This is a genomic window from Mycobacterium mantenii, assembly GCF_010731775.1.
GTDB lineage: Bacteria > Actinomycetota > Actinomycetes > Mycobacteriales > Mycobacteriaceae > Mycobacterium > Mycobacterium mantenii.
This window is the reverse complement of the sequence record NZ_AP022590.1, coordinates 1,965,315-1,984,061: the sequence shown is the minus strand read 5'-3', so window position 1 is coordinate 1,984,061 and position 18,747 is coordinate 1,965,315. Positions and strand designations below refer to the sequence as shown.

19 protein-coding genes are annotated in these 18,747 nt (G+C 66.3%); 6 read left to right on the top strand and 13 right to left on the bottom strand.

The window, feature by feature from the left end; translation table 11 throughout:
• Positions 1 to 500: 500 nt before the first annotated feature.
• The gene (locus G6N50_RS08930) at positions 501 to 1,988 is read left to right on the top strand and encodes a flavin-containing monooxygenase (RefSeq protein WP_083099826.1); all 1,488 of its coding nucleotides are present in this window, start codon (positions 501 to 503) and stop codon (positions 1,986 to 1,988) included.
• A 47-nt stretch (positions 1,989 to 2,035) separates the two neighbouring features.
• On the opposite strand, the gene G6N50_RS08925 is transcribed toward G6N50_RS08930, so the two are convergent.
• From G6N50_RS08925 to G6N50_RS08885, 9 genes are all read right to left on the bottom strand, one after another.
• On the bottom strand, positions 2,036 to 2,569 hold the full coding sequence (locus G6N50_RS08925) for a fasciclin domain-containing protein (RefSeq protein WP_232068976.1): 534 nt from the start codon (positions 2,567 to 2,569) through the stop codon (positions 2,036 to 2,038).
• Positions 2,570 to 2,732: 163 nt separating this feature from the next.
• Entirely contained in the window at positions 2,733 to 4,484 is a 1,752-nt protein-coding gene (locus tag G6N50_RS08920) for a cytochrome c biogenesis protein DipZ (protein ID WP_083099823.1), read from the bottom strand.
• Between the two features lie 97 nt (positions 4,485 to 4,581).
• Positions 4,582 to 5,247, bottom strand: coding sequence for a fasciclin domain-containing protein (locus G6N50_RS08915; RefSeq protein WP_083099829.1), 666 nt, complete (start codon positions 5,245 to 5,247; stop codon positions 4,582 to 4,584).
• 91 nt (positions 5,248 to 5,338) lie between these two features.
• Positions 5,339 to 6,034, bottom strand: a complete 696-nt coding sequence (locus G6N50_RS08910) for an anti-sigma factor (protein WP_083099821.1) — start codon at positions 6,032 to 6,034, stop codon at positions 5,339 to 5,341.
• The gene (locus G6N50_RS08905; RefSeq protein WP_083099820.1) at positions 6,031 to 6,594 is read right to left on the bottom strand and encodes a sigma-70 family RNA polymerase sigma factor; all 564 of its coding nucleotides are present in this window, start codon (positions 6,592 to 6,594) and stop codon (positions 6,031 to 6,033) included. Before G6N50_RS08905 ends, G6N50_RS08910 begins: the two co-directional genes overlap by 4 nt.
• A gap of 84 nt (positions 6,595 to 6,678) precedes the next feature.
• Positions 6,679 to 7,125 carry a hypothetical protein gene (locus G6N50_RS08900; protein WP_083099818.1) on the bottom strand — a complete coding sequence of 149 codons (447 nt, stop codon included), beginning with the start codon at positions 7,123 to 7,125 and terminating at the stop codon, positions 6,679 to 6,681.
• A 10-nt stretch (positions 7,126 to 7,135) separates the two neighbouring features.
• Positions 7,136 to 7,699: an ester cyclase gene (locus tag G6N50_RS08895; RefSeq protein ID WP_083099828.1), complete on the bottom strand. Its 564-nt coding sequence runs from the start codon at positions 7,697 to 7,699 to the stop codon at positions 7,136 to 7,138.
• Between the two features lie 212 nt (positions 7,700 to 7,911).
• Positions 7,912 to 9,219, bottom strand: a complete 1,308-nt coding sequence (locus G6N50_RS08890) for a cytochrome P450 (RefSeq protein WP_083099817.1) — start codon at positions 9,217 to 9,219, stop codon at positions 7,912 to 7,914.
• Positions 9,220 to 9,250: 31 nt separating this feature from the next.
• Complete coding sequence (locus G6N50_RS08885; protein ID WP_179970105.1) at positions 9,251 to 9,598, bottom strand: MmpS family transport accessory protein; 348 nt, start codon at positions 9,596 to 9,598, stop codon at positions 9,251 to 9,253.
• Between the two features lie 130 nt (positions 9,599 to 9,728).
• Here G6N50_RS08885 and G6N50_RS08880 point away from each other — a divergent pair, with 130 nt between their 5' ends.
• A complete protein-coding gene (locus G6N50_RS08880) occupies positions 9,729 to 10,814 on the top strand; it encodes an NAD(P)H-dependent amine dehydrogenase family protein (protein ID WP_083099814.1) in 1,086 nt (361 codons plus the stop codon).
• A 109-nt stretch (positions 10,815 to 10,923) separates the two neighbouring features.
• The gene (locus tag G6N50_RS08875; RefSeq protein ID WP_083099812.1) at positions 10,924 to 12,711 is read left to right on the top strand and encodes an Hsp70 family protein; all 1,788 of its coding nucleotides are present in this window, start codon (positions 10,924 to 10,926) and stop codon (positions 12,709 to 12,711) included.
• 26 nt (positions 12,712 to 12,737) lie between these two features.
• On the opposite strand, the gene G6N50_RS08870 is transcribed toward G6N50_RS08875, so the two are convergent.
• From G6N50_RS08870 to G6N50_RS08855, 4 genes are all read right to left on the bottom strand, one after another.
• Positions 12,738 to 13,121 (bottom strand): hypothetical protein, encoded by a 384-nt coding sequence (locus G6N50_RS08870; protein WP_083099811.1) that lies wholly within the window; start codon positions 13,119 to 13,121, stop codon positions 12,738 to 12,740.
• Between the two features lie 71 nt (positions 13,122 to 13,192).
• Entirely contained in the window at positions 13,193 to 14,299 is a 1,107-nt protein-coding gene (locus tag G6N50_RS08865) for a class I SAM-dependent methyltransferase (protein ID WP_083099809.1), read from the bottom strand.
• A 46-nt stretch (positions 14,300 to 14,345) separates the two neighbouring features.
• On the bottom strand, positions 14,346 to 14,969 hold the full coding sequence (locus tag G6N50_RS08860; protein WP_083099807.1) for an MBL fold metallo-hydrolase: 624 nt from the start codon (positions 14,967 to 14,969) through the stop codon (positions 14,346 to 14,348).
• On the bottom strand, positions 14,969 to 16,054 hold the full coding sequence (locus G6N50_RS08855) for an S-(hydroxymethyl)mycothiol dehydrogenase (protein WP_083099806.1): 1,086 nt from the start codon (positions 16,052 to 16,054) through the stop codon (positions 14,969 to 14,971). Before G6N50_RS08855 ends, G6N50_RS08860 begins: the two co-directional genes overlap by 1 nt.
• A gap of 104 nt (positions 16,055 to 16,158) precedes the next feature.
• Here G6N50_RS08855 and G6N50_RS08850 point away from each other — a divergent pair, with 104 nt between their 5' ends.
• The 3 genes from G6N50_RS08850 (at position 16,159) to G6N50_RS08840 (ending at position 18,699) form a co-directional block, all read left to right on the top strand.
• Complete coding sequence (locus tag G6N50_RS08850) at positions 16,159 to 17,217, top strand: class I SAM-dependent methyltransferase (RefSeq protein WP_083099804.1); 1,059 nt, start codon at positions 16,159 to 16,161, stop codon at positions 17,215 to 17,217.
• Positions 17,217 to 18,035 (top strand): serine hydrolase domain-containing protein, encoded by an 819-nt coding sequence (locus G6N50_RS08845; protein ID WP_083099802.1) that lies wholly within the window; start codon positions 17,217 to 17,219, stop codon positions 18,033 to 18,035. Before G6N50_RS08850 ends, G6N50_RS08845 begins: the two co-directional genes overlap by 1 nt.
• A 151-nt stretch (positions 18,036 to 18,186) precedes the next feature.
• Positions 18,187 to 18,699 (top strand): DUF3145 domain-containing protein, encoded by a 513-nt coding sequence (locus G6N50_RS08840; protein WP_067836629.1) that lies wholly within the window; start codon positions 18,187 to 18,189, stop codon positions 18,697 to 18,699.
• Positions 18,700 to 18,747 lie beyond the last annotated feature (48 nt).

The following is an 18,747-nucleotide window of genomic DNA, read 5'->3' as shown; positions in this document are numbered from 1 at the left end:
GTGTTGTCCATTCAGGGTAGGCGGAATTGCGTGTGCCAGATTGGGCGCTCATTGTCAGGAGGGTGGCGGCATGGCAACGGCTGGAACGGGTTTCGGCGACGTGTCCGCCGAACTTGGTTCCGTTCAATACCACTCGCGGAAACCGGGGCACGATTACGGTAAGCGGGCGCGCGACGCGCCTCTTCGCTGACGGAGGATGCCGACAGCCGGGCCGGCAACTTGATAAGAATTCTGGGTGTTGTGCCGGTCTCGCCCTGAGTTAAGCCGACGACACCGATAGCGACCGGGTTGGTGTGGCTGTTCGGTGTCCGATCGTTTGCGTAGTCGATGGGCAAAGGGCCTTGTCTGATAGACCCGTCGATGATCACCCGACGTATGTCAGCAAGGTCACATACCGGCAAAGCTCGGATGCGCCCGGCGTGGCGCCCTATTAGAGTTGCGTATCTTAGTGAAAGCTTATGATTCGTTAAGTACGGAAACAGGTAACACGGAGCAAGGCTGTGGACACGGACCGTTTCGACGCGATCATCGTAGGTGCAGGTTTCGGCGGCATCGGCGCCGCTATTCAGCTCAAGCGCCTCGGGTTTGACAACTTCATCATCCTCGACCGCGAGGACGACCTGGGTGGCACCTGGCATGTCAACCATTACCCAGGCGTGGCCGTCGACATCCCGTCCACGACGTATTCGTACTGGTTTGAGCCCAATCCTGAGTGGTCACGGCTGTTCGCGCCGGGCGCTGAGGTCAAGCAGTACGCGGTGGACGTCGCCGACAAGTACGACGTGCGCCGCCACATGCGGTTCAACACGACCGTCGAGGGCGCGCAGTGGGATGAGGACGCCGCAGTGTGGCGGGTCGGACTGGCCGGCGGCGAAACCCTGACCTGCCGGTTCCTGATCACCGCGACGGGGTTCCTGTCCCAGCCGCGCATGCCGGACATCCCCGGCATCGCCAGCTTCAAAGGCAAGGTGGTCCACACCACCGCGTGGGACCACGAGTACAGCTACGAGGGGCGTCGCATCGCGGTTATCGGCACCGGTGCGTCCGCGGTACAGGTCATTCCCGAGCTGGCCAAAGAGGCCGCGGACTTGACCGTCTACCAGCGCACCGCGGCGCACATTCTGCCCAAGCCCGATTTCCCGTTCTCTCCGAGCGTGCAACGCATGTTTGCCCGGCTGCCCGCGACGCAGCGTGCGCTGCGCTGGGTGACCGACATTGTTATGGAGATCATCTTGGTCGTCGGTGCGCTGCGCTTTCGGGAGACCCGGGGGCGGGGGAATATCGCCTTCGCCGACCTGGCCAAGATCAACCGGTTCCGGACGCTCCGGGACAAGGACCTGCGCGCCAAGTTGACACCGGACTACGACTGCGGCTGCAAGCGGCCCACCATGTCGAACGACTTCTACCGCGCTTTCACCATGCCTCATGTGCACTTGGAGACGAACACAATCGAGCGGATCGAGGCTGACGGCATCGTTACGGCGGACGGGCGTAAGACCGTCATCGACACCCTGGTGCTGGCGACAGGTTTTGACCTGTGGGAGGCCAACTTCCCGGCCATCGAGGTAATCGGCCGCAAAGGGCGCAACCTAGGAAAGTGGTGGCGGGAGACCAGGTTTCAGGCCTATCAGGGCGTGTCGGTTCCCTACTTCCCCAACTACCTGGGCCTGGCCAGTCCGTTTGCCTTCTCCGGGTTCTCGTTCTTCCACACCATCGAATACCAGATGCGGCACATGGACCGGCTGCTCGGTGAGGTCAAACGCAGGGGCGCAACCACCTTCGAGGTGACCGAGGAAGCCAACGCGCAATTCCTCGAGCGGGTGACCGAACTGTTGGAAACCTCGGTGTTCAACAACGGCGACTGTGCGACGTCGCGGTCCTACTATTTCAATCCCAAAGGTGAGGCGACCTTGCTGCGGCCGACGTCCACACTCAACGCGGTACGCGAAAACCGGACCTTCCCGCTGAGCGACTACTCGTTCACCTGAGCGCTCAGACGAACGAGTAGTCACCGCCGCGGCACTACCAACACCCACTACGCCGGTGGCATCAGCACCGTGTCGATCATGTACACCGTCGCGTTGGCGGTGGGAACGCCGCCGCACACCACCCCGGCGTTGTTGACCCTGAGTTCGTTGCCCTGGCCCGTCACGGTCACGTTCGCGCCTTGCAAAGTTTTGTGGGAGCCGACGACTCGTGTGGGGCTCAGCTGACCCTGCACCACGTGATAGGTCAGGATGCCCTTCAGCATGTTCGAATCGGTCTTGAGCTGGTCGATCGTCTGCGCCGGCAGCTTGTTGAATGCCGCGTCGGTCGGCGCGAACACCGTGTACTGGCCGTTGTTCAACGTATCAACGAGGTTGACGTTCGGGTTCAGCTTGCCCGACAGCGCCGAGGTCAGGGTGGTGAGCATCGGATTGTTGGACGCCGCCTGCGCCACCGGGACCTGCGACATTCCGTCGACCGACGCGGGACCGCTGGGATTTGCGGCCGCGTAATCCCCGCACCCCGGCCCCACCAGATCGGCTGCCGCCGCGGTCGGAGCGGTCACCACACCAAGACCGACCATGGCGGCTGCCGCAACACCCTTCACCGCAACCGACGCTTTGTGCGTTTTCATCGTGTTTGGCCTCCTCAATCTTGCCGGCAGCGGATCTCGCCGCCGGGTTACATCGGTGATTCGGAGCCCGAACGCTTTTGGATTGCCGACAAAGGCATCAAAGGCATTGCAATCAGCCATACGTGAACGAGTACACCTGCAGCCCCTGGGTCGGGCGGACCTCCAGCGTTCCCGGTTGCGGGTGATCGCCGGAGACGATCTGGTGCAACGTCGGCGGCCCGCTGATCGGAACCACCGCGGATCGCCCATCACGCGTGACCGTGAGGGTTCCGGTTCCGCCGACGACGATGTAGACGTTTTTCGCGTGGTAATTCAGCCTGATGCCGGACTGGTTACCGGCGGCGATCGCGCCTTGGTAATCCAACGACCACGGACCGCTCAATGCGAAGCTGTCGGCGGCGAGATTCGGCGGGTAGTCGAATGTGTTTGTGCCCTCGTCATATAACCCACCACCCCCGTAATTGACGACCTTGCCCACGCCGAAATAGGTCTCGGGGGTGGTCTGTTCGTGTGACGGGGTCGAACGGCTCGCGTCTCTGGGTGGTGGCAGCTTGAGCCCGGACTGCGCACTCACGAGCAACTGCCTGATCGACTGCTCGGTGACGTTGTAGTCGCCCTCGCCGAATTTGATGTGGCGCACCCGACCGGTGGCGTCGATCAAATACTCCGCGGGCCAGTAGCGGTTCCGGTAGTTCGTCCACGTGGCATAGCCGTTGTCCAGTGCGATCGGGTATTTGATGCCCAGGTCGGCGGCGCCTTTCGCGACGTTGCCCGGAACCTTTTCGAACGCGTACTCCGGGGTGTGTACCCCGATGACCTCGAATCCGAGGTCCTTGTACGTGGTGTACCAGTTGGCGACGTGCTGGATGGCGCGTTGGCAGTTGATGCAGGAATACGCCCAAAAGTCGATCAGCACGACCTTGCCGCGCAGGGACGAGAGCCCGATCGGCTGGTCACCGGGTGTGTTCAGCCAGCCGTCGATGCCCTTGAGATCCGGTGCTGGACCGCAGCTTTCGAGCTCTGCGGCTCCGTTGCTGCAATTGGACAATTGTGCGTTCTGCTCGTTGACGATGCCGCCGAGGTTCAGCTTCTCCCGGATCCCATGATCGGTGGCCAGCCTGTCCTGCAGCCGGCCGGTGTAGTCCGGGATACTTCGCTGCAGCGCCGCGGAGAGATTGAACACCAACGCCACCGCGAGCAGAATCATCACGACCCCCGCCGCGATACGGGTCTGCCGCTGCCTGCGCCGAAACGCCCCGACCCGCTGCGCCACCCGGTGGCCGGCCAACGCGAAGACCAGCAACGGCACGGCGGTGCCCAGCGCGAATGCGCCCGTCAGCACGACCGTACGCAGGCCAAGGGGAGCGGTGGCGCCCGCCAACACGATCGCGGCGAGAACCGGTCCGGCGCAAGGGACATAGAGCACGCCCAGCGCCAGGCCGAGACCAAAGGCGCCGCCCCGGCCGCCGAAGTCCCATTGTGGGATGCGGGCAAATGGACGCTCCAGCAGATGTTGGACACTCGGGAATATCAGGCCGAGGCCGATCGCCACCAGTGCGACCAACGCGACCCAGCGAATGGCGTCCTGCGGCAGATGCAGCACCGACAGCAGCGCCGAGCCGGTCAGCGTGACCGCGCTGAAGCTGAGCACCAGTCCGCCGATGATGAGATAAGGCCGAACCCCGTTCGAGGCCTTCTGCTCGACCGCGACGCCTACGCCGCCTCGGGAAACCGGCCGTGCGGCAACCTGATCGCCGGCGGTCTGAGCGCCCGCGAAGAAAACAACGGGCAGCACGGGCAGGATGCACGGTGATACTCCAGTGAGCAGGCCTCCGACGAAGCCGATAAGCGCGATGGTCAACACGGAAACTATTCGCCACCGAGCCCGCCCCGGATTGGTAGTGCCGCAAAGAAGAGCAGCCCGACCGAGGTCGAGCTGCTCTCCGATGGCGGGCGCGGGCTTACTGGCCCGGCGGCATCAGTACGGTGTCGATCATGTACACCGTCGCGTTGGCGGTGTGCACCCCGCCGCACACCAAGCCGGCGCCGTTGACCTTGAGGTCGTTGCCCTGGCCGCTCACAGACAACTTGGTGCCCTGCAGGGTGGCGTGGTCACCGTCGACCTTCATCGGGCTCTCCTGACCTTGCACCACGTGATAGGTCAGGATGTTCTTCAGCAGCTGCGAGTCCGTCTTGAGCTTGTCGATGGTGGCCGAGGGCAGCTTGTCGAAGGCGGCGTTGGTCGGCGCGAATACCGTGTACTGGCCGTTGTTCAGCGTATCGACCAGGTTGACGTTCGGGTTCAGCTTGCCCGACAGCGCCGAGGTCAGGGTGGTCAGCATCGGGTTGTTCGACGCCGCCGTCGCGACCGGGTCTTGGGCCATCCCCGCTACCGACCCGGGTCCGGTGGGGTTCTGCTTGGCGTAGTCGCCGCAGCCGGTCCCGATCAGGTCGGCCGCGGGATCGGCCGTGACCGACGTCATTGCCGGCGCCGCCATGCTGGTCTCCGTGCTGCCACCGGTCGTCGGCCCGGAGGCCGACTTGTTGTTCGAACAGGCCGAGATGCCGACTATCGCAATCGTTGCGAGGCTTGCCGCAGCGATCGTTTTGGCCCGAGCGTTGATCATCGCGTTGTACTCCTTCATCATGGACGGCCCGGTTTGGGCGCGTTCTGATCGGACGCGAGTTATTCGGAGCCACCGTCGCCAGGGACGGGTTTCAGGTCAAGGGCAATTGGGCCAGTATCGTTCCGGTCGGCTGCGGCGACCCGGTACCGGGTTCGACAGTGAACGCCAGGGCCGTCGATGATCCGAGGTTGACGAGAGTCGCGGTTGTCGAGGGGGTCACCGCCGCGGTGCCCATCGTCCCCGCCGAAGTCGCACCCTTGGCGCCCAGCAGCCACATCTGGTACACGGTGCCCGGAGATGGCGGCGGGACGTTGTTCATTACCAGCACACCCGCATTGCGGTCGTGCGAGAAGACCACGGTGGCGGTCCCGTCGGCAAGGGGGCGGGACACGGTACGCACGTCGGGGGCCGCCAGGACTTGTTCGGCGACGGTCGATGCGGGGTGCGGCCGCATGAGCACGCCGACGCCGAACGCTGCGGCACCGACCACGATCGCCGCTGCGGTCGCTGCTAAAGCCGCTGCCCGCCAACCGTATTGGCGCTTGCCGCGGTTGGTGGCCGCCAGCGCAGCGGCCCGCAGCCGGGCCGGTGGCTCGGCTGCGGTGGCCGCTGACACCACTGCCAGAGTCTCGCGGACGGCGCGAACCTCGTCTTCGAAGGCCGCCGCGACCGGCCGTGATGCGGCCGCAACCCGCCGCTCGATCTCGGCGCGCTCTTCGTTCGACACGGCATCGAGCGCGTATGGCGTCGCCAGCTCGAGCAGTTCGAAGTCGTTGGGTTCGGTCATGGCACTTCCAGGCAGTTACGCAGGCCGCGCAGCGCGTCGCGCATGCGTGATTTTATCGTCGACAGGTTCGCGGACAACCGCTGCGACACTTCGCTATACGTGAGTCCCTCGTAGTACGCCAACCGGATGCACTCCCGCTGCACATCGGTCAACGCGCCCAGGCAATCGTTCACCCGGCGGCGCTCGTCACCGGCGATCGCCGATTCGGCGACGACGTCGGTGGACGGGTCGGCGTTGGCCGCGAAGTAGCGGGACTCCCGCGCGGTGGACGCCGTTTCGGTGCGCACCCGATCGACGGCCCGCCGGTGCGCCATGGTCAGTATCCAGGCCAAGGCGGATCCTTTGCCGGAGTCGTACTCCGGTGCCCGTCGCCATACCTCGAGGTAAACCTCCTGGGTGGTTTCTTCGCTATACCCCGCATCACGCAGCACCCGCATGATCAGTCCGTACACCCGACTTTTAGTGAGGTCGTAGGCGGCGGCGAAGGCGGCGCGGTCGCCGCGCGCCACCTTGCGCAGCAGCGCATCCAGCTCGTTGCTCGGCGGTGGCGGTCGCGTCATCGATCGATAGCCTATCGCCGAACGTCGCCCTGTGGTCCACTCCGGTTATTCGTAGCCAGGGACCGGTCGGATTGCTTGGTCACGTCAGCGGTGCGCGGACCCGATCAGGGGTTGCCCGCTGCCGGCCTGCAGCAGGCAGATGACGGTGCTCGGGGTGGGATTGGCGCCGGTGCGGTCTTGGTTCGAGTCGATGAGATAGGTGATCGAAAACCGGGCGCCGTCAACGGATTGGCCGGTGTACGGGGCCAATCCGCTTTGGCAAGCGCGATTGGCGACGGTGGCGATGGCGGCGTCGACGGCCATCGGAGCGCGTAGGTAGACTTCGGCTAAATGCGCTGTCGCACAATCGACGACGGTGACGTTGATGCGACTGCCGTCGGCCGGCGGCAGGTCGGCCACGCACTGACCGGCCTGCAGGTCGATCCACTTTTCGGTGTGCGAACCCGGCGGCGCCGGAGACGCGCTGACGGTGGCGCAGGCCGCTGTCAGGGTGCCCGCGATGAGTCCGCATAGCGCATGAAGTCCGCGCATGCGGTGCAGTTTAGGCGCTCGGGAAGGCCGGGGGGACGGTATTGGTCAGCGCTGGGTCCGGCTTTTCCGACGACATCGACAAAAACCCGCGCAGGCAGCGCGCGCCCAGCCACCAGTTCGCCGGCTTCTTCATGTCCAGCCCGCCCAGGAGCTGCTTGATCATGGTCAGCGTGTCGAAGTAAATGCGTTCGCAGACAAGAGTTTCCGTGTTGTCGAAGACGAAGTAGGCAGACATCCGGACGCGGAACTTGCTGCCCGTTGGCGGAACCTTGCCCAGGTAACCGCGGTGGGTACCCATCAGCCAGAATTCGACGATCACCGCATCGGCGCTGTGACGCAGCGCGATGATTTCGTGGTCTTGGTCGGGAAACGCGGTCCTGGTGTACGTGTAGTAGTCGCGCACTGCGACATCGCCGTCGTGCACGAGCATCTGGGGGATCAGTTCGTAGCGCGGATGCGGGAACGTCGACAAGACGTCGTCCCAGGCTTGACGGACCTCGTCGTGGAAGTGGTCGAGCACGAGTTTCTGGCGGGCGGCCAGCACCTCGGCGGCGGGAAAGGCGGGAATGGTCACGGGGTCAGCGTAATCCCGGAACTGATAGCGCATGCGCTATCGGTTTGGGGAGAGCGACATACCTCCCGGCAGGGCCTCCGGGTACCAGGGCCGCCGGGTAGCCCACAGGTCTTCGCCGAAACAGCTAGCGCGGACGCTAGCGGATTTGAGAAGGCGATATACCTTCGGGCAGAGGCGAACTCGGCGCGAGGGCTATCGAGGGCTACCGAGGGCTACCGCGGGGGCGTCCAGGCCACCGGCAACGTTTTGATGCCGTGGATGAACTGCGACAGCAGCCGCGCGGGCTCGTCCGTCGCCACGATATCGGGGATCTCGCGGCGCAATTCGTCGAAGACGACGCGGATCTCACGACGAGCCAGGTTGGCGCCCAGGCAGAAATGCGCACCGCCGCCGCCGAAGCCGAAATGCGGATTGGGGGTGCGCGCCACGTCGAACATCCAGGGGTTCTCGAACGTCGACTCGTCGCGATTGGCCGAGTTGTACCACAGCGTCGCCTTGTCGCCGGCCTTCATCTTGGTGCCGCTGAGCTTGAAGTCCCGGGTCAGGGTGCGCCGCATGTAGACCACCGGGGACGCCCACCGCACGATCTCCTCCACGGCGGTGGGGGTCAGGCGGTCGAAATTGGCCCACCACTTGTCCCGCTCGGCGGGATAGCGGGACAACGCCAGCACCCCGTGGCTGATCGCATTGCGCGTCGTCTCGTTGCCGGCCACCACCAGCAGGATGAAAAACGAGGCGATCTCCGTCGAGGACAGCCGTTCCCCGTCGACCTCGGCCTCCACCAGGCTGGTGGTCAGATCGTCGTGGTGATTGGATCGCCGGTCCTCGGCCAGCGCGCTGGCGTAGGCGCCGATGTCCATCGACACCTGAAGGAACTCGTCGAAATCGGTGGCCAGGTCCGGGTCGCCGAACCCCAGAATCACGTTGGTCCAGTGGAAGATTCGTTGATGGTCCTCCTCGGGGATGCCCATCATGTCGCAAATCACCTGCAGCGGCAGCGGACCGGCCAGCTCGCTGACCAGCTCGGCCTCCCCGTTGGGATGGTTGACGATCAGTGACGCGACCAGACGGCGGGCCCGCTCGCGGACCGAGGCCTCGATGCGCGCCACCACTTTCGGGGTGAACGCGCGGCTGACGATCGAGCGCAGCCGCTGGTGTCGCGGATCGTCGAGCACGATCATCGAGCCGAAGTATTCGCTGATCTCCGGCGTGTTGTCGTTGATGGTGATGTTGGGGCTGGAGCTGAAGATGTCCGGGTGACGGCTCGCGAAATGCACGTCGTGATGCTTGGTCAGCGCCCAATGCCCGTCGCCCGGTTCAAACCCTTCGTACTCGATCGCGGGCCAGAACGAGATCGGCGCCTCGCGGCGCAACGCGGCGAAAGCGCCGTCGCGGACGTCGTCGTCCAATTCCCAGAACTCCAGCGACTCGAGATGGACGTCGGCGAGCGGAATGTCGGGCGGTGGCGCCCCGTTCGTCCGCGGCGCCAGGCCTTTCTTGGGGCCCGTCTTGAGGCTCACCTGGACCTCCTTCGTGCGGAAAATGCTGGGGTCAGTGCGTGCAGACGGTTCGGGCGGGCGCGCCGACGGTTGCCGTCGCGGCGCTCACCACGTTGCCGTCGACCAAGATCTTGCAGGAGATCGGACCCGGTCCCTGCGCGCTGATGGTGAACACCTCGCCGCCGAACCCGGTGAACTCCGTCGACCAGGGCAGCGGCGCATTCACCTGATGCAGCTGCCCGGCGTCGGTTTGGTAGTAGATGAACTCGGCGACGGCGGGCCCGTTGATCTCGTAGCGGACCTTCGGCATCTGGGGCAGGGCGTGGGCCACGCCGCACGCGTTCGCGAACCCGAAACCGACGGCCAACAGGACCGAAGGTCCGGCGAGGTGCTTCATCATGAAATGCATCGTGTCACCACGAGGGAGCGCACGGAAGCTCTTTCGCCCATGCCGGGCTAGATGCCGCCTGCGCGCGCGCTTAATGTGAAGCCGAAGCGGGGGCTGGTGACCGGAAAGGTGGCGTCAAGGCATGGCGGGACACGGCTCAAAGCGTGTGGTGGTCTACGGAACCGGCTTCGTTGGCAAGATGGTGATCGCCGAGATCGTCAAGCATCCGTTGTTCGAGTTGGTGGGCGTCGGCGTGAGCAACCCAGACAAGGTCGGCCGCGATGTCGGCGAGATCTGCGGGCTGCCCGAACCGGTCGGCATCACCGCCACCGACGACATCGATGCCCTGATTGCGTTGAAACCCGACGCGCTGGTGCACTACGGCCCGACGGCGATGCACGCCAAGGAGAACATTTCGCTGATCACCCGCTTCCTGCGGGCCGGCATCGACGTGTGCTCGACCGCGATGACCCCGTGGGTCTGGCCGACCATGAACCTCAACCCGCCGAACTGGATCCAGCCCATCACCGAGGCCTGCGAGCTGGGGGAGTCGTCCTGCTTCACCACCGGCATCGACCCCGGCTTCGCCAACGACCTGTTCCCGATGACGTTGATGGGGCTGTGCTCCGAGGTCCGCCGGGTCCGGGCCTCCGAGCTGCTGGACTACACCAACTACGAGGGCGACTACGAATTCGAGATGGGCATCGGCCGCGAGCCCGAATTCAAGCCGATGCTGGAAGACCGCGACATGCTGATCTTCGCGTGGGGCGCCACCGTCCCGATGATCGCGCACGCCGCCGGCATCATGCTCGACGAGATCACCACCACCTGGGACAAGTGGGTGACCCCGACGGAGCGCAACTCCGCCCGGGGCGTCATCAAACCGGGGCACGTGGCGGCCGTCCGGTTCACCATCAACGGCGTCTATAAGGGCGAGACGCGCATCCAGCTCGAACACGTCAACCGGATCGGGCTGGACGCCGCGCCGGAGTGGCCGACGGGTTACGACAACGACGTCTACCGCGTGGACATTGAGGGGACGCCGAGCATCTCTCAGGAGACCGCGTTCCGGTTCACCGACGGCTCGGGCCGGGACGCGGCCGCGGCCGGGTGCCTGGCGACCGGCCTGCGCGCACTCAATGCCGTTCCGGCGGTCAACGACCTGCGGCCGGGCTGGGTCACACCGCTCGACCTCCCGCTGATCGCCGGCGAAGGGACCATTCGCTGAGCGCGCACAGCCGGCGCATAGCCGCCGCTGACCCGGAATACAGGTTTTGGCGGCACAATAACGGCTAGCCGGATGCGAGTCGTGCTGCTGTGGATGCGGGGATTGGGATATGGCCAATGGAGCTGGGACCGCGCTGGGCTTATCGATCGGTGCCACCAACCTGGCGGCCGTGACCGCCGACAACGCCATCACCCGCAAGCCCGTCCTGACGCTGTATCCGGATCGTCCCACCGAGGTCGGCATCCCCGCCGAGAACCCCAGACTGCAGGGGCCCGGCGTCGTGATCACCGGCTTGGTGAACCGGGTCGGCGACCCGCGTGGCGTCGTGGCCGTCGACGGCTCGGTGCACCGCAGCGAGGTATTGATCGCCGACGCGCTGCGTGCGCTCGCCTACGCCGCCACCGGCGGACGCGCCCTGCCCGACGACGTGGCGGTCACCTATCCGGCCCACTGGGAATCGCACACGGTGGAGGCCCTTGGCGCGGCGCTCAGCGAGATTCCCGAATGGTCGCGGCGCGCGCGCCCTATCTTGCTGATCCCCGACGCCGCCGCGACGCTGCTGGCCGTGCGGACCAACCCCGGCATACCGCCGCGCGGGACCGTGGCCATCTGCGATTTCGGCGGCAGCGGCACGAGCATCACACTGATGCACGCCGACGGCGACTACCGCGCGCTGGCCCCGACCGTTCGGCACCGCGATTTCTCCGGGGACCTGATGGACCAGGCGCTGCTGGGCGTCGTCATCGCCAACATGCCGACCACCGGTGCATTGCCGTCGAGCACCGCGGCGATCGGCTCGCTGAGCCGGCTGCGCAGCGCATGCCGGGTCGCCAAGGAACAGCTGTCCGCAAGCACGACGGCCACGCTGACCGACGGGCTGACCGGGACGCGCGGCGAAGTCCGGCTCACCCGGCACGAACTTGACGACGCGATCCGCCCATCACTGACCAGCGTGATCGCGGCATTGGATGACACGTTGGCGCGCAACGGGATTCGGGATCTCGTCGCGGTGGTCTCGACGGGCGGCGGGGCGAACCTGCCGACCGTCACCACCACACTGTCGCGGCATTTTCGCGTTCCCGTCGCCACGACGCCGCGCCCGCAGCTCACGGCCGCGGTCGGTGCCGCGTTGCGGGTGGCGCACGGCCCCGGTGACACCGACGCCACGCTCTCGGCGCCCGCCGCACCCGCCACCGCGCCCGTCGCACCCGCGACCGGGACGGGTCGTGCACCGCTGCGGCCGGATCCGCGCCCGGAAGCCACCGCGACCGCCCAGGCGCCACCGGCCGAGCCGACGCAGGCAGAACTGGCACGGGCCTGGTCGGCCACCGGTCACAACGCGCGGGTCAATGACGTCGGCGCGGCCGGGGATCCGACGCCTGACGCCGGCTCGTTGCCGGCTTCCGACGCCGCGCCCGAAACCTCGAAGCGCAAGAGGCTGTTTTCCCGCCGGCTTCTGCTGCCGGCGGCGGCCCTCATCATCACCATCGCGGCCGTGCTGCTGGTGGGAATCGCCGTGGCGATCGGGCTGAGTTCGCAGAACAAATCGGCGACCACGCCGGCGCCGGCGTTGAGCACCACGCCCGCGGCCCCGCCGCCGGCTCCCAACGGCGCAACCGCCGCACCCGCCCCGCCGGCGCCGGACGTTCCGGTGCCGTCGACCTCCGACACCACCCCGCCCGCCGAGACCGAGACGCCGATGACCACCACGCCCAAAGCGACTCCTCAGGCGGCGCCACCGGCCGCGGCGGCGCCGCGTCGGGTGGCGGCCCCGCCGATCCCACCGATTCCGGGTGTCAACGAACCCATTCCGGGACTCGACCGGGTCAACCAGTTCATTCAGGAGATCGAGGGCAACTTGGGCATCAGCGCGTTAGGCCCGATACCCGCTCACTGACCGCAAAACGCGGATTCAGGTTTGGCTCAACCTTTTTCGCCCTTGTTCTCCTCCTCGGCGGCCTCTCTGAGCTGCTCGTTGAGGGCCTTGTCCTTATCGATCTGTTCCTGCAGAGCCTTTTCGTCACGCTCGCTGTCGTCGTCCTTCGACTCGTCCACGCCCTCGGGCGTTTCGTGCTTGGGATTGCCGTCCTCGTCCAACCAATCATTGACCGCGGTGCCGGACACGCTCCCGCCGGTGCCGGGCAGCACGATCGTGGGCTTGTCCTCGTAGGCCTCCATCATCTTGGCGGCCTCTTTTTTGTCGTCCTCGTCAGGCTCAGGCTTTTCGGTGAGCCGCTGCTCATCCTCTTGATCGGCTTGATCAGTTTGTTCGGCTTGATCAGTCCCTTTATCGTCCTGCACGCTCATGCGTCTACCCCCTTGCAGTCGCAGGTTGACGATTGCAAGGGGTTACCCGCTGCGCCGTTGTGCCAAAACTCTCATTGGCGCGAAGTGTCGCGCTTGACCAGCACCACCAAGGCCTGCGGAATCCGCATCGGCTCAGGTGCGCTTGACAGACGCCCGGCGACGGTGACCGCCAGCCGCTCGACGAATTGCGCGGCCCGCTCGTCGTGCAGCCCACCATCGAGTCCGGCCACCAATGAGGGGAACAGCGCGACGCGAGCGAAGGCCGCCCACTGCTCGCCGAAAGCCTCTGCGTCGTGGTCTAACTGGTAACGAGCCCAGAACCGGTCCTCGGCGTTGAACATCTCGAGGTGCTCGATCATCAGGCCTTCGAACCGCCCCTTCGGCGCGAACGGGGCGCGGAAATCCTTTTCGGCACGGGCGAACGTGGGAATCGTCATGCGCCGCAACTCGTCTGGATGCAGCAGGCCGTGGCGCACCTGCTCGCCCAGCGCCTCGACGATGGCATCGAGCAACGGTCCGAATCCCGCCGTGTCGTATTCGGTGCCCTCGTCGGCGCCCAGCATCAACGCCACCAGCCGGCCCTCGGGGGCCAACTCCCGCCCGCGGAAGGCGACGAAGTTATGCCAGTCCAACGCGGCCTGGTCGGCGTATGCCGACCGCACCGCGTCGTCCTTGCTGCGCGAGACGTGCACGTGATCGGGCACCTCGCACGGCGTCCGGCTCAACCACTGGGTGGCCCACGACGTCCAGCCCAGGTTGACCGTCTTGGACGGCACGATCTGGTCATAAAACGACCGGCCGACCGCCGAGGTGAACGTCGCCGTGTCGGAATGCAGATAGCTTTCCGGGTCGTCGGCCACCGTCTTGAAGAGCGCCGCGAAGTCGTTGTGCGGTACATCGGTGTGCGCCACCAGGATTGCGTGATCGTGGCGGGTGCGCCGGCGCAGCACCGCGATGGCCGCCGACAGAGGCTTCATCGAGTTGTAGCCGTTGGCGGCGCCGTAATCGGCGATGACGATCGGCTGCGGAGCCCGGGGCAGGAGCACCTGTTCGGCGGCGCGTTCGAACGCCGCGATCGCCCGCGCCAAGCCGGCCGCCCGCAACCGCGTCGCCTCGGTGTAGACCGGCTCGGGCCGCACCACAATGCTCGATTCGGGCATCCGGGGTTCAGGACGCATGGATCAACGATAGTGGCCGGGCCGGTTATCGGTCAGCTTGAAAGAATCAGTGCCCGCGGGCCACCCACTCTTCGTAGTGCACGATTTCGTCGCCGATGGTGGTGCTGTCGCCGTGGCCCGTGTGCACGACCGTCTCGCCCGGCAGCTTGCCCAGGCGACCGGAGATGGACTCGAGAATCGTCGGGAAATCGGAATAAGACCGTCCCGTCGCGCCCGGGCCGCCGGAGAACAGGGTGTCGCCGCTGAACACGACGCCCATGTCGTGCACATACCAGCACACCGAACCCGGGGAGTGGCCCGGAGTGTGCAGCGCGGTGAGCTCGGTGCCGTCGATCTTCAACGTGTGCCCGTCGGAAATGGTGCGAAAGTCCTTATCCGGATGGGTCATTCGCCACAACATTTCGTCGGCTGGGTGCAGCAGAACCGGAGCATCGAGCGCCTTGCCGAGTTCGGGAGCCACCGTGACATGGTCGTTGTGGCCGTGCGTGCACACCACCGCCACCACGTGGCGGCCGCCCACGGCCTCGATGATCGGCGCGGCGTCGTGGGCGGCGTCGAACACCACGACATTGGAATTGTCGCCGATCAGCCAGATGTTGTTGTCGACTTCCCAACTGCCGCCGTCGAGTTCAAAGGTGCCGTGGGTGACTACCCGGTCGATGACCACCATCAGAGCATCACCACCGAACGCAATACTTTGCCGTCATGCATCTTCTCGAACGCCTCCTCGATGCCGTCTAGCCCGATTCGCTCCGAGACAAACTTGTCCAGCGGAAGCCGGCCCTGCAGGTACAGGTCGATCAGGGTGGGGAAGTCACGTTCGGGCAGGCAGTCGCCGTACCAGGATGACTTCAGCGAGCCGCCGTGGCTGAAGAAGTCCACCAGCGGCATCTCCAGGCGCATGTCGGGGGTCGGAACACCCACCAGCACAACGGTTCCGGCGAGATCGCGGGCGTAGAAGGCCTGCTTCCAGGTTTCGGGCCGGCCCACCGCGTCGATCACCACGTTGGCGCCGAACCCGTCGGTGAGGTCGGCAATGGTCTCGACCACGTCGGATTCGCGGGCGTTGACGGTGTGCGTGGCGCCGAACTTGCGGGCCCAGTCCAATTTGGTGTTGTCGGTGTCCACGGCGATGATCCGCCTGGCCCCGACCAGCGCGGCACCGGCGATCGCGGCGTCGCCGACGCCGCCGCAACCGATCACCGCAACGGTGTCGTCCCGGGTGACGGCGCCGGTATTGATCGCGGCGCCCAGCCCGGCCATCACCCCGCAGCCCAACAGACCCGCGACGGCGGGATCGGCCTCCGGGTTGACCTTGGTGCACTGGCCGGCGGCCACCAGCGCCTTGTCGGCGAACGCCCCGATGCCCAGGGCGGGCGTCAGCTCGGTGCCGTCGGTCAGCGTCATTTTCTGGGTGGCATTGAAGGTGTCGAAGCACAGGTGCGGCCTGCCGCGCTTGCACGCCCGGCACTGCCCGCACACCGCGCGCCAGTTCAGCACCACGAAGTCGCCCGCCTCGACGGCGGTCACGCCTTCGCCGACGGCCTCGACCCGGCCGGCGGCCTCGTGGCCGAGCAGAAACGGATACTCGTCGTTGATGCCGCCCTCGCGGTAGGTCAGGTCGGTGTGGCACACCCCGCAGGCGATGATGTCGACCAGAGCCTCACCGGGCCCGGGATCCGGGACAACGATGTCCACCAACTCGACGGGTTCGCCCTTCTTGCGTGAAATCACGCCGCGCACTGTCTGACTCATGGGCTCCAACCTAAGCGTTCGCCGCCATACATCTCGCGGCGGGTTGTCCACCCATCCACCGTTGGCCACCGGCGAAGCGATAACCGGGTGTAGCGTCCCTGGGCGTGACGGCTTTGGAAACCACCGAAGAATTCACCGAACGAATCACCGGGGCCATCGACGGCGCCAGCCTGACGCTGTTGCTCAGCATCGGGCATCAGACCGGTCTGCTGGACACGATGGCCGGGCTGGCCCCCGCCACCAGCGAGCAGATCGCCGAGGCCGCCGGGCTCAACGAACGCTACGTCCGAGAGTGGTTGGCCGGCATGACCACCGGACGCGTCGTCGAGTACGACTCCGACACCGCCCGCTACTCGTTGCCCGCGCAGCGCGCCGCCGTGCTGACGCGCGCGGCCGGACCGGACAACCTGGCGCTGGTGACTCTGCTCGTTCCGGTACTCGCCGAGGTCGAACAAAAAATCATCGGCTGCTTCCGTGCCGGTGGCGGGTTGCCGTACAGCGAGTTTCCCCGCTTCCATGAGTTGATGGCCGAGCAGAGCGGCGTGGTGTACGACACGGCGTTGGTCGACGTGGTGCTGCCGCTGGTGGACGGACTCGTGCAGCGGCTGCGGTCCGGGGCCGAGGTGGCGGATTTCGGGTGCGGCAGCGGACACGCCATCAACGTGATGGCACAAGCGTTTCCGGCCAGCCGCTTCACCGGCATCGACTTCTCCGAGCAGGCCATCGCTTCCGGGATCCGGGAAGCCGCCGAGCGGGGCCTGTCCAACGCGGCCTTCGAAAGCCACAACCTTGCCGATCTGGACAAGACGGACGCCTACGACCTCATCACCGTCTTCGACGCGATTCACGATCAGGCTCAGCCCGCGCGGGTGTTGGAGAATATCTACCGGGCGCTGCGGCCCGGCGGTGTCCTGTTGATGGCCGACATCAAGGCGTCGAGCCTGCTCGAGGAGAACGTCGGCGTCCCGATGAGCACCTACCTGTACACGACGTCGTTGATGCACTGCATGACGGTGTCGTTGGCGCTGGACGGCGCCGGGCTGGGCACCGCCTGGGGGACGCAACTGGCCGTCGCGATGCTGGCCGACGCCGGATTCGGCGACGTGCGGGTGGCTGAGATCGAGTCGGACCCGATCAACAACTACTACATCGCCCGGAAGTGATGGCGGCCCTCGACGCCCTGGCCGACTGGCCGGTCGGGGCCGCCGCCGCGGCGGTGGTGGGGCCCGGCGGTGTGCTGGCCGGCCACGGCGACACCGAGCGGGTGTTCGAATTGGCCTCGGTGACCAAGCCGCTGGCGGCCCGGGCCGTGCAGGTCGCCATCGAAGAGGGTGCGGTGGACCTCGACACGGCCGCCGGCCCGCCCGGCGCCACCGTCCGCCACCTGCTGTCCCACGCGTCGGGTCTGTCGATGCACTCCGACCGGGTGCTGGCCGCCCCCGGTGCTCGCCGGATCTACTCCAACCAGGGCTTCACCGTGCTGGGGCAGACCGTGGAGCACGCCACCGGCATCGAGTTCGCCCGCTATCTGACCGAGGCGGTGTGCGAACCGCTGGGCATGGCGGCGACCAGCCTGGACGGCGGGGCGGTGGCCGCCGGGTTCGGTGCGAGGTCGACGGTGGCCGACTTGGCGGCGTTCGCGGGGGACCTGCTGCGCCCGGCGACGGTCTCGGCGGGCCTGCACGCCGAGGCGACGACGGTGCAGTTTCCCGGTCTGGACGGTGTTCTGCCGGGTTACGGGGTGCAACGGCCCAATGACTGGGGGCTGGGTTTTGAGCTCCGCGACGCGAAATCGCCGCACTGGACGGGCGCGCGCAATTCCGCGCGAACGTACGGCCATTTCGGCCAAGCAGGCGGTTTCATCTGGGCAGATCCGGAAAAAGACCTGGCGCTGGTGGTCCTCACAGACCGGGATTTCGGGAAGTGGGCGCTGCAGGCGTGGCCGGCGATTTCCGACGCTGTGATAGCCGATTACAGCTAATGGGAAATGCACACTAGCGCAACACGGGTATCACAAGGCACAATAGACACGCACGACACACAAAAAATCGAAGATTTCAGCAAGCTGCCCTGTTTGTCGGGTCCGCAGGTCGTTGGGGAAGACGTCCCTCGTGGAACCGAAGGAGCAGGAAATGCGAGCGTCAAATCAATTCGCCGACGTGACGACTGGCGTGGTGTACGTGCACGCTTCGCCGGCGGCGGTTTGCCCGCATGTCGAGTGGGCGTTGTCGTCGACCCTGGGTGCCAAGGCGAATCTGAACTGGACGCCCCAGCCGGCGATGCCCGGACAGCTGCGCGCGGTCACCAATTGGGTCGGACCGGTGGGCACCGGCGCCAAACTGGCCAACGCGTTGCGGTCGTGGTCCGTGCTGCGGTTCGAGGTCACCGAGGATCCCAGCCCCGGCGTCGACGGCCACCGGTTCAGCCACACCCCGCAACTGGGTCTGTGGAGCGGGGCGATGAGCGCCAACGGCGACGTCATGGTCGGGGAGATGCGGCTACGGTCGATGATGGCCCAGGGCGCCGACACCCTGGCCGCGGAGTTGGACTCGGTGCTGGGCACGGCCTGGGATGAGGCGCTCGAGGCCTACCGCGACGGCGGCGACGTCGGCGAGGTGACCTGGTTGAGCCGGGGCGTCGGTTAATCGATCGGCGGCGTCGTCCGGGCCGCCTGTCGGGCCGTCTCTCTAACC

Excerpts from the sequence above, each read along its gene's own strand:
- G6N50_RS08865 (WP_083099809.1), bottom strand. The coding sequence starts at position 14,299 with ATGCGTCCTGAACCCCGGATGCCCGAATCGAGCATTGTGGTGCGGCCC.
- G6N50_RS08845 (WP_083099802.1), top strand. The coding sequence starts at position 17,217 with ATGGCGGCCCTCGACGCCCTGGCCGACTGGCCGGTCGGGGCCGCCGCC.
- G6N50_RS08925 (WP_232068976.1), bottom strand. The coding sequence starts at position 2,569 with ATGGTCGGTCTTGGTGTGGTGACCGCTCCGACCGCGGCGGCAGCCGAT.
- G6N50_RS08855 (WP_083099806.1), bottom strand. The coding sequence starts at position 16,054 with ATGAGTCAGACAGTGCGCGGCGTGATTTCACGCAAGAAGGGCGAACCC.
- G6N50_RS08900 (WP_083099818.1), bottom strand. The coding sequence starts at position 7,125 with ATGCGCGGACTTCATGCGCTATGCGGACTCATCGCGGGCACCCTGACA.
- G6N50_RS08870 (WP_083099811.1), bottom strand. The coding sequence starts at position 13,121 with ATGAGCGTGCAGGACGATAAAGGGACTGATCAAGCCGAACAAACTGAT.
- G6N50_RS08910 (WP_083099821.1), bottom strand. The coding sequence starts at position 6,034 with ATGACCGAACCCAACGACTTCGAACTGCTCGAGCTGGCGACGCCATAC.
- G6N50_RS08875 (WP_083099812.1), top strand. The coding sequence starts at position 10,924 with ATGGCCAATGGAGCTGGGACCGCGCTGGGCTTATCGATCGGTGCCACC.
- G6N50_RS08915 (WP_083099829.1), bottom strand. The coding sequence starts at position 5,247 with ATGATCAACGCTCGGGCCAAAACGATCGCTGCGGCAAGCCTCGCAACG.
- G6N50_RS08885 (WP_179970105.1), bottom strand. The coding sequence starts at position 9,598 with ATGATGAAGCACCTCGCCGGACCTTCGGTCCTGTTGGCCGTCGGTTTC.
- G6N50_RS08905 (WP_083099820.1), bottom strand. The coding sequence starts at position 6,594 with ATGACGCGACCGCCACCGCCGAGCAACGAGCTGGATGCGCTGCTGCGC.
- G6N50_RS08880 (WP_083099814.1), top strand. The coding sequence starts at position 9,729 with ATGGCGGGACACGGCTCAAAGCGTGTGGTGGTCTACGGAACCGGCTTC.
- G6N50_RS08840 (WP_067836629.1), top strand. The coding sequence starts at position 18,187 with ATGCGAGCGTCAAATCAATTCGCCGACGTGACGACTGGCGTGGTGTAC.
- G6N50_RS08860 (WP_083099807.1), bottom strand. The coding sequence starts at position 14,969 with ATGGTGGTCATCGACCGGGTAGTCACCCACGGCACCTTTGAACTCGAC.